Origin of the sequence: Winogradskyella echinorum (assembly GCF_014297365.1) — a bacterium.
GTDB classification, from domain to species: Bacteria; Bacteroidota; Bacteroidia; order Flavobacteriales; family Flavobacteriaceae; genus Winogradskyella; species Winogradskyella echinorum.
In genome coordinates, this window is the sequence record NZ_JACOQD010000001.1 from 1,437,331 (window position 1) to 1,448,603 (window position 11,273).

Annotated in this window: 6 protein-coding genes; 5 read left to right on the top strand and 1 reads right to left on the bottom strand. The window is 31.5% G+C overall.

Annotation, left to right across the window (positions count from 1 at the left end; all coding sequences use genetic code 11):
• Positions 1–2 precede the first annotated feature (2 nt).
• From H8K90_RS06455 to H8K90_RS06475, 5 genes are all read left to right on the top strand, one after another.
• On the top strand, positions 3–731 hold the full coding sequence (locus H8K90_RS06455; RefSeq protein WP_186845094.1) for an MIP/aquaporin family protein: 729 nt from the start codon (positions 3–5) through the stop codon (positions 729–731).
• Between the two features lie 102 nt (positions 732–833).
• Complete coding sequence (locus tag H8K90_RS06460) at positions 834–3,605, top strand: triple tyrosine motif-containing protein (RefSeq protein ID WP_186845095.1); 2,772 nt, start codon at positions 834–836, stop codon at positions 3,603–3,605.
• A 304-nt stretch (positions 3,606–3,909) separates the two neighbouring features.
• On the top strand, positions 3,910–6,975 hold the full coding sequence (locus H8K90_RS06465) for a SusC/RagA family TonB-linked outer membrane protein (RefSeq protein ID WP_186845096.1): 3,066 nt from the start codon (positions 3,910–3,912) through the stop codon (positions 6,973–6,975).
• 10 nt (positions 6,976–6,985) lie between these two features.
• The gene (locus tag H8K90_RS06470) at positions 6,986–8,587 is read left to right on the top strand and encodes a RagB/SusD family nutrient uptake outer membrane protein (RefSeq protein ID WP_186845097.1); all 1,602 of its coding nucleotides are present in this window, start codon (positions 6,986–6,988) and stop codon (positions 8,585–8,587) included.
• 95 nt (positions 8,588–8,682) lie between these two features.
• Positions 8,683–10,254 (top strand): glycerophosphodiester phosphodiesterase family protein, encoded by a 1,572-nt coding sequence (locus tag H8K90_RS06475; RefSeq protein WP_186845098.1) that lies wholly within the window; start codon positions 8,683–8,685, stop codon positions 10,252–10,254.
• A 25-nt stretch (positions 10,255–10,279) separates the two neighbouring features.
• On the opposite strand, the gene metF is transcribed toward H8K90_RS06475, so the two are convergent.
• The gene (metF, locus tag H8K90_RS06480) at positions 10,280–11,236 is read right to left on the bottom strand and encodes a methylenetetrahydrofolate reductase [NAD(P)H] (protein ID WP_186845099.1); all 957 of its coding nucleotides are present in this window, start codon (positions 11,234–11,236) and stop codon (positions 10,280–10,282) included.
• Positions 11,237–11,273 lie beyond the last annotated feature (37 nt).

The window sequence follows — 11,273 nt, forward strand, 5'->3', positions numbered from 1 at the left end:
TTATGACACCATTTGTAGCAGAAGTAATTGGCACAGCGATCTTAATTTTATTAGGTGGAGGAGTTGTGGCTAATGTTGTTTTAAATAAAACCATTGGTAATAATAGTGGATGGATTGTAATTACAACTGGTTGGGCTTTGGCAGTTTATGTAGCTGTTGTTATTGCAGGTCCATATAGTGGTGCGCATATAAATCCGGCGGTAACAGTTTCTTTAGCAGTTGCAGGTAGTTTTTCTTGGTCAGAAGTGCCAATGTATATTTTGGCCCAAATGTTAGGAGCTATGATTGGCGCAACAACTGTTTGGCTAACTTATAAAAGTCATTTTGATGAAACTGAAGATGCAGATACCAAAAAAGCAGTATTTTGTACAGCACCAGCAATAAGAAATACATTTACAAATTTTTTTAGTGAAGTCATAGGTACTTTTGTCCTACTCTTTACTATTTTTTATTTTACAGATGCAACAATAAATGATACCAAAAGCGTTGTTGGTTTAGGTTCATTAGGTGCTTTGCCTGTTGCATTTTTGGTTTGGTCTATTGGTTTGTCGTTGGGAGGTACTACAGGCTATGCTATTAATCCAGCTAGAGATTTAGGGCCGAGAATAATGCATGCTATTCTTCCAATAAAAAATAAAGCAAAGAGTGATTGGTCTTATTCTTGGATTCCGGTTTTGGGGCCTTTAGTTGGTGGTGTAATAGCGGCATTGCTAATGCTTGGGTTGTCTTAAACGACCTAAAAATTTATATATAAAAGATGTCAATTCTAACCGAGTTGGCATTTTATTGTTATTTTAAAATTGAAATGGTTTAATATTATCTTTACCAAACTGATGAAAAATATCTTAACCATAGTTCTTATGCTTTTAATCTTGACTTTGCAAGGTCAAGAGTTACCTCCTATAGAAAAATTTAAAACTTCAGATTATGGTGGTGACAATCAAAATTGGATGATTTCTCAAGATGATGACAACTACATTTATGTCGCTAATAACAAAGGGCTTTTAGAATTCAACGGTTCAGAATGGAACACGTATTTATCTCCTAATAATTCCATATTAAGAGCTGTAAATGTTATTGATGATAGAATTTATACGGGTTGTTATGAAGAATTTGGATATTGGAAACGAGATAAGTTAGGGCAATTAAACTATACATCTCTTATTCCAAAATTAAATGATGTCGGTATTAATGACGATCAGATATGGAATATAATTGAATATGAAACATGGGTTGTTTTTCAATCTGGTCATGTCTTGTATTTTTTTAATAAAGAAACCGAAAATTTTAAAACAATAACCTCAGAAAATATTATTTATAAAGTATTTAATGTAGGCGGCAAGATATACTATCACGTTGATACAGAAGGTGTATATGGTATAGAAAAAGGAGAGCCAAAGTTATTAATTAATGATACTATTGTATTAGAAGATAGAGTCATTAATATTTTTAAAAATGAAGATGAAATAATAGTCCTTACCAGAAGTTCAGGTTTTTTTCAATTTAAACATGGAGAGTTACTTCCTTGGAATGTCTCAGCAAATACAAGATTAAAAGAGTTGAGTATTTTAAATGGCATACAATTAAAAAATGGAAGTTTTGTAGCAGGAACAATATCAAAAGGTGTAATAAAAATTAGTAGTGAAGGCGATATTGAATTTGAAATAAATCAGAAACTAGGCTTAAGTAATAATACAGTGCTAAACTTGTTTCAAGATAATAGAGACAATGTTTGGGTTGGCTTAGATAATGGTATTGATTGTATAAATTTAACTTCACATATAAAAACATTTATCGATTACGATGGTGATTTAGGTACCGTTTATTCTACATTAATTTTTGATGAGTTTCTTTATATGGGTACCAATCAAGGCTTATTTTATAAACCTTTAAAATCGACCAATCAAGATTTTATTTTTGTTGAAGGAACAGCTGGGCAAGTATGGAGTTTGTATAATTACAACGATGATACCTTATTTTGTGGTCATCATTTAGGAACCTTTTTAATTGAAAAAGGAGTGGCTAAGAATATCAGTTCTGTTCTGGGAGCTTGGAATTTTAAAAAACTACCGAGTAAAGAAAATGTTATTTTACAAGGAAACTATGATGGTCTATATATTTTAGAAAAGACTAATAACAGTTGGAATCTTAAAAATAGAATTGAAGGTTTTAAAAATTCATCGCGTTTTTTTGAAATCAATGATTCTAATGAGGTGTTTGTAAATCATGAATATTTAGGTGTTTTTAAAATAAAATTAAATGATACTTTAACCAGAGCTGAGAATGTGGTGGTTATTGAAGAATTGTCAACCGGCAAAAACTCTAGTCTTATTACCTATCAAGATAAAATACTATATGCTTCATTGGATGGTATATATATATTTAACAAGGAAAATAACAAATTTGAAAAAGACGATAAGTTAAGTCAGTTAATTGCTTCAAAGAGTTATACTTCAGGAAAAACAGTTGTTGATAAAACGGGTAAATTATGGATGTTTTTTAAGGACAATATTAGTTTTATTGCCTATAACAATCTCACCAATACACCAGAAGTTACAAATATTTCAATTCCTTTAAACTTAAGGAAAGGGGTTTTAGGTTTCGAAAACATAAAACACATAGAGCAAGAAAAATATCTAATAGGTACTGTAAACGGCTACTTAATTATGGACTTGTCTAAAATTAAAAATGACCTTAATTACAAGATTTATCTTAACGCCATTCAAAAGAAAGATTTAGACGCAGAACCTAAGCTTTTGTATTTAATAGAGGAAGGAGAATTTGAGCACGAGCAAGGTATTTTGTCCTTTACTTATTCTGTGCCAGCGTACAATAAATATTTAGATGTTAATTATCAGTATAGATTATCTGGACAAAGTGATAATTGGAGTAATTGGTCTAAAAAGTCTAATATTCAATTCGAAAATCTACCTTTTGGTGATTATGAGTTAGAAGTAAGGGGAAAAGTTGGTAATCAACTCACAGATAATACGGTAAAATATGTTTTTGTTGTAAATAGGCCTTGGTATATTTCTAATTTGGCACTACTCATATACTTTGTGAGTCTATGTGGTGTGGGCTTTTTAATCCATAAAGCTTATAAGTTTTATTACGAACGAATTATAAAGCATGAGCAGATAAAAAATGAACGAACAATAATTCAGATAAAAAACGAAAAATTAAATCAAGATATTGAAAGTAAAAACCGTGAACTGGCAATATCTACAATGAGTACAATTAAAAAGAATGAGTTGCTTCGCAAAATTAAGAAAGAGCTTAAGAATGTAAAAAATGAAAAGGATCTTAAAAGCGCGATAAACTTAATTGACGATAATTTAAACAATAACAAAGACTGGAAATTTTTTAAAGAAGCCTTTAATAATGCAGATAAAGATTTTATGGATAAAATTAAAGCTGCACATCCAGATTTAACTCCTAACGATTTAAAGTTTTGTGCCTATTTAAGATTGAATTTATCCTCTAAAGAAATGGCACCATTATTAAATATATCTATCAAAAGTGTGGAAACTAAACGTTACCGATTGCGCAAAAGGTTGCAATTAAATCACGATGATAGCCTAGTTAATTATATCTTAAAATTCTAACACCTCGACAACCATCTTTTTTACCACGACTTTACCCCTACAAGTGGATAATTTTATCTAATATTAAGAATTTGTTAAGTGAAAACGGCTAGTTTAAAGTACTAGTGTTTATAGTATTTCTGAAGACTTTATCAATTGTCATTTTTGTTAATATTTACGATGTTGGTTTTTTATCGAGGTATTTATTATCAAATTAACAATTTCTTAGGTTTAAATTTACAATAACATAAAATTAGACCAGCGTAGAATATTTAGTTGCTATCTAATTTTGAGTATTCGAATTAATTAATCAAACACAATATTTATGAAATTAAAATTTCAAAGATCAAGAATTGAAATATTCTTCTGTCTATTTTTAATTTGCAGTTCCTTTTCTTTATTAGCACAAACAACTATAAAGGGAAAAGTACTTTCTGCAGCAGATAATATGCCACTACCAGGAGCATCTGTGTTAGAAAAAGGTACTAATAATGGAGTGCAAACCGATTTCGATGGTAATTTTACATTAGATGTAAAAGATGCTTCTAGTATTATAGTGGTATCTTATGTTGGTTTTAAGACACAAGAACTTACAGTTGCAACAGGAGAAATGACTATTAACTTAGAAAGTGACTCAGCTTTAAACGAAGTTGTTGTTGTTGGGTATGGTACTCAAAAGAAAAGTGATATTGTAAATGCTGTTGCTACTACAGACCTTTCTAAAGCAACACTCTCTCCAACATCTGATGTTAATGAAATGTTGAGAGGTAGAATTGCCGGCTTACAAGTAGATGTCGGAGGTGGTACTTTACGACCTGGTGGTACATCAGATATTATTTTTAGAGGACAAGGTTCTATAGAAGGCAATGTTAGTGCCATTTATGTAGTAGATGGAATCGTTAGAGATGACGGTATTGAAGATATAGATTCAGATGATATTGAATCTATTGAGTTTCTAAAAGATGCATCAGCACAAGCAATTTACGGATCTAGAGGAGCAAACGGTGTGGTATTAATTACTACTAAACGTGGTAAAACAGGTAAGGTTAGTGTTAGTTATCATGGGTTTTTAACAACCAAAACTATTGAGCGTAATTTCGATGTTTACAGTGGGCAAGAATTTGCGCAATTAAGACGAGAAGCTGTTCGATCTAATATTGCCGATGACTCGTATCCTAATGATGAAGACATTTTTTCTGAAGTAGAATTAGAAAATATAGCTAACAATAATTTTGTTGATTGGGAAGATGAATTAATGAGAAACGGATTTGTAAATAGTCAAGCTATTAGTATTAGCGGTGGTACAGATTTAACAAAAGTTTTTGGTAGTGTAAACTACTTTAGAGAGCAAGGAATTATTCCAACGTCTAATTACGAAAGGAAAACCTTACGTTTAAATGTGGATCAAAAAATAAGCGATAAATTTTCTGTTAATTTCGACTTAAATCTTTTGAATGATAATACTAATAGAGCGGCAAATGTAAATGTAATTACGTTTTCTCCTTTGGGTAGCGCCTACCAAGATGGTCGACTTACTCAATTTCCAAGTGGTGAAGAACTTTCTGCTGTAAATCCGTTATGGAATTTAAGAGAACAAGATAATAGAGAGACAGGCAATGATTTTGTTATTAATGTAACACCTATTTGGAAAATTACAAATGACTTAACCTATCAATTAAAAGCTAATTTAACTAGGAGAACATCAGAAAGAGGACAATATCTATCTTCATTAAGTTCAGCAGGTGATGATGTTGACGGTATTGCACGTATAGATAGCAGACTAAGAGAGTCCTTTTTAGTAGAAAATATTTTAACGTATGATAAAGAGTTAAATGAGAATAATAGTTTAAATGTTACATTAGTACAATCAGCTCAAGAAGATCAGGTTAATAGAACGTTTACTGAAGGGCAAGGGTTTACAAATGAAGATAATGGCTATAATGGTATAGCAAGTGCAATAGGTAATGTTACAGTACAACGCGACTCGGATAAAATTAATTACTTATCATATATGGTGCGTGCACGTTATAATTTAATGAATAAGTATTTGTTTACTGCTACAATGAGAGCAGATGGATCTTCTTTAAATGGAGAAGGTGAAAAATGGAGTTATAACCCAGCTGCATCTTTTGCATGGAAAATGCACAATGAAAGCTTTTTAGAAGAAGCAAATGCTATTCAAGAATTAAAATTAAGGTTAAGTTATGGTTCATTAGTAAACGATTTAGGTATACCTTATACCTCGTTATTTACAGCAGATCCAGAACCTTATATATTTGATGCAGAATCCGCTTCAGGTTTTTCACCATCAACAATTTTACCAAATCCAGGATTAAAATTTGAAAGAATTACAACGGCCAATGTTGGTATGGATTTCTCAATTTTCAATAGAATTTTAGTAGGTAATATTAACTGGTATGATGCCAGAACAAAAAACTTACTATTAAAAAGAGCAGTACCATCTACTACTGGGTATACGTTTACATACTTTAATGCAGGTGAACTACAAAATACAGGTATAGAATTGGGTTTAACAGCAAACATTTTTAATACTGAAGATTTTAAATGGTCAGTATCTACAAATTGGTCTAATAACAAAAATAAATTATTAGAATTATACAATGATGGTAATGGAGACACTATAACAAGAGATGATACGTACAATTATTATGTTGGCCAACCAGTAGGAGTTATCTATCAATACGCATTTGATGGTATTTGGCAAGAAGGTGATGACTTTGCTAATGCACCCCAAGCAAATCCAGATTCTTCGATTACACAAGATAACCTTAGACCTGGAGATATTAGAGTTAAGGATGTAAATGGAGTTGATGATGAAGGTAATATAATTCCTGGTCCAGATGGTAAAATTACTCCAGAGGATAGAGTGTTTATAGACCCAAATCCAGATTGGTTTGGTTCATTGTCAACAACCTTTGAGTATAAAGGATTTGATTTATTAGTTGATTTTTACGTGGTAGAAGGTGCAACAAAAGTTAATCCGTTTTTATCAGAATTTAATAATGGTGGAACATTATCTGGTAAAGTAAACGGCGTAAAAGTAGATTACTACACACCAGAAAACCCATCTAATTCTTTCCCTAGACCTAATTTCGATGCTACACCTTTATACCTTAATGCATTAGCAGTAAAAGATGCATCTTATATAAGATTAAGAACAGTGAGTTTAGGATATACATTAAATAAAAATATATCAGAGAAATTAAATTTCGATCAGATTAGACTTTACGTCACAGGTACAAATTTATTTACAGATACGGATTATATAGGCTATAGTCCAGAAGTAAATATTAGATCTACATTTTCTAATGCAGATACTGGTTATCCAGATGCAACAAGTTTCACCTTTGGTGTAAGAGTTAAATTTTAAAAAATAAAAAATGATGAATACAGAAAACTTTTATAGAAAATTAAAAGGAAGTGGTTTACTTCTTATGGTATTGTTTTTTACAATATCATGCGAGGATTTTTTAGAAGAAAATCCAAGTACAGTTATTGATTCAGATTATATATACACAACAGAAGAAGGCTTAAAATCTGGTGTAGTTAGTTTATATAAATTTGAAAGAGATCGTTACGATGCTAGCACTGAAGATTTTATGGGAGCTGTTTTAATGTCTTCAAGAAGTGATTTAGCATTTAGTAGAACTGGTTATACAGGTTTAATGGGTAGATACGAAAGAGGTATTTCTCCGGTAGATCAAGGTGCTAACTTTGTGTCTTCATTATTTTGGAAACATTATTATAACATCGCTAATAAAGCAACTGCTATAATTAATGCTGCCGAAGTTGCAGATGTCAGTGAAGAAGTAAGAAATCAAGTTATATCAGAAGCTAAGTTCTTTAGAGCACACTCATATTTTTATTTATATAGAATGTTTAATAATATTTATGTGACCACTGAAACAGTGACAGTAGATAATGCCTTTGATGTTGTAAGTGATAAATCTTCGGAAGCTGAAATTTTTGCTCTTATTAATAGTGATCTTAACTTTGCAATAGATCATTTAGAATGGACGGATACGTTTGGTCGTGTTACAAAAGGAACTGCTAAGCACGTAAAGGCAAAAGTAGCAATGTGGCAAGGAGATTGGACAGAAGCGAAAAACCAAGCTATTTCTACAATTGAAGAAGGTCCACATAGTTTAGTTTCTAGTACTGCAGATGTATTTGCAGGTGATAGAAATAATTCAGAATCACTATTTGTTATTCAATCATTAGATGATTTACTTGGTGGTGGTAATACCACTATGATGAATGCTAATTATGTAACTCAATATTTCCAAATTTCTGGGATAGAAGCTAATATAGAACAAGGAGGTAGAGGATTTTCAAGAGTGTTACCAAATTTATATTTATTAAATCTTCTAGCAGAAGATCCAAATGATACAAGAGACGACGACACCTATTTTAGACTTAAGTATTATTATACTTCTGGAGATCGCATTGGAGAACAGGTAGATAATTATGAGCCTATTACAGATTTAAATAATCCAAGTAGCACATATCAAAACTATTATAAAAGAATGCATCCTTCATGTATTAAGTTTGCTCAAGAAGACGACAATCCAGATTCTTATTTAAATAGAAGTAATATTACGGTTTATAGATTAGCAGAAACTTACCTAATTGCTGCTGAAGCTATAATGAGATCTACAGGAGATCCATTACCTTATATAAATGCGGTTAGGACTAGAGCTGGGGCTGATCCGGTTACCACAGTAGATGAACAAACAATTTTAGACGAAAGAGCTAGAGAATTGGCTTTTGAAGGTCAGCGTTGGTTTACTTTAAAGCGAATGGGACAAGATGTTATTGACTTTCAAATCACTAATTATGCTGGTGATGGCGAGTATTTCCCTGCAAACCTTGGGTCAAAAGATCCTAGAAATAACTGGCAACCACATTTTATAAATTGGCCAATTGCACAAAGAGACTTAGATTTATTAGGGCCAGGCTACCCACAAAATGATGGTTACTAAAATTAATTGAGTTAGCGTATTAAGATATACAAGGCAGGTTTTAACTTGCCTTGTAACTTAATGCAAAAAATAATTCTACATATATAATAAATAGTATGCGCAATATTTTAATAGGTTTTGTTTGTTTATGCATTTATTCTTGCGATTTAAGTCAAAAAAGCAGCAAAATTGTATTTGCAGATAATCCCGTAATTGCTCATCGTGGAGCATGGAAGGCTAAAAACTTACCCGAAAATTCAATTGCAGCTTTAAAACATGCGATAGAACTTAATTGTGCTGGATCAGAATTTGATGTTCGTATGACAAAGGATAATGTTCTTATTGTAACGCACGATGCAGATTATAATGATTTAATTATTGAAGAAAAAACATACGAAGAATTAGCAAAAATAAAATTACCAAATGGCGAAAAACTGCCAACGCTTAGAGATTACATTGTAGCTGGTATGATTAATAATAACTCAACCGGTTTAGTTTGCGAAATTAAACCTTCGAAAATTGAAGGGAGAAATAAAATAATGGCAGATGCTACTGTGGCATTGGTAAAAGAGCTAAAGGCAGAACCATATATTTCATATTACATAAGCTTTAGTTATGAGATTATAAAACGAATTAAAGAATTAGATGCTAATGCAAAAGTGATGTATTTAGATGGATCTAAAAATCCAGAAAAACTTAAGACCGATAGTATTGATGGCTTAGATTATTATTTCACTATTTTTAAAAAACATCCAGAGTGGATTTCAGATTCAAAAAAACTAGGGCTTAAACTAAATGCTTGGACAGTTAACAAAACAGAAGATATAGATTGGTTGCTTGCCAATGAGTTCGATTACATCACTACTAATGAACCAGAATTGGTATTAGAGCGACTAGTTAAAAGTCCAATTAAAGAAAATTATAAATTAGTTTGGAGTGATGAATTTAGTAATAAAGGAAAACCAGATACTCTAAAATGGGGTTACGAAATTGGTTTAATTAGAAATCAAGAACAACAATATTATACCAATAGTCTTAAGAATTCTAGAATAGAAAATGGAAACCTTATTATTGAATCTCACAAAGAAGACATTAAAAATGAATCCTTTGAAGCTGCTGACATCAAAGATTGGAGAAAAAACAAAGCAATAGCAAACTATACGTCAGCAAGCCTTACCACTAAAGGTTTAGCAGAATGGACCTATGGACGCATAGATATACGTGCAAAACTACCAAAAGGTGTAGGTCTTTGGCCTGCATTTTGGATGCTTGGAAAAAACTGGGAAGAAAAGGGTTGGCCAAATTGTGGTGAAATAGATATTATGGAGCATGTAGGATATAATCCAGATTCTATTTTTGGAACTATACATACCAAAGCATTTAACCACATGTTAGGAACTCAAAAAGGAAAAGATGCTTTTGTTGCTGAACCTTACGAAAAGTTTCATACATACAGTTTGGTTTGGACGCCAGATCATATGGATTTTCTTTTAGATGATGTTATTTACAACCATATTAAAAATGAAAAGAAAACAGAAGATGAGTGGCCTTTTGATCAAGATTTCCATCTAAAAATTAATGTAGCTGTTGGTGGTATGTTAGGAGGAAGACATGGTATAGATGATACTGCTTTTCCTAATCAAATGCTAATAGACTATGTGAGAGTTTTTCAAAAAGAAAACTACTAATAAAGACATTAACTTACCGCCTATATTAAAAAAGTTCTGAAGCAATAGCTTGTATATTATCACTCTTACCCATAGAATAATAATGCAGAACAGGAATACCAGCTTTCTGTAACTCTTTGGATTGTTCAATACACCATTCAATACCTACTTGTCTCACCGCTTTATTGTCTTTGCATTTTACAATATCAATAATTAGTTCTTCTGGTAAATCTACATGAAAACGATGCGGAATAAGATTCAATTGTTTTTTTGTAGCTATTGGTTTTAAACCTGGTATAATAGGAACTGTAATGCCTTCTTTTCGACATTTTGCAACAAAATCAAAATATTTCTGATTATTAAAAAACATTTGAGTTACGACATATGTGGCACCATTTTTTATTTTCTTTTTTAAGAAATGAATATCACTATCTATACTTGGAGCTTCCATATGTTTTTCGGGATATGCAGCAGCACCAATACAAAAATTCGTAGCAGAACTGTTTTGTAATTCATCATCTAAATATACAGCATTATTCATATCGTTAATTTGAGAGATGAGTTCATTAGCATAAGAATGACCTTCTTTTTCGGGCTTAAAATAGGTTTCACTTTTAACAGCATCTCCACGCAATGCCATTACATTTTCAATACCCAAAAAGTCTAAATCTATTAGAAAGTTTTCAGTATCTTCCTTTGTAAAACCACCACATAATATATGCGGAATAGCATCAACACTATATTTGTTTTGAATAGCCGCACAAATTCCAACGGTTCCTGGTCTTTTTTTAACCACTTGCTTTTTAAGTAGCCCATTTTCGACTTCTTTAAATACGTATTCTTCTCTGTGATAAGTGACATCAATGAACGGAGGTTTAAATTCCATTAATGGATCGATGTTATCAAAAATAGATTGAATATGTTGTCCTTTTAAAGGTGGTAATATCTCGAAGGAAAACTGTGTTTTTCCGTTAGCTTTTTTTATGTGTTCTGTTACTTTCATAATAATGTCTGCGAAAGCAGATATTTCTTTTTTCTAT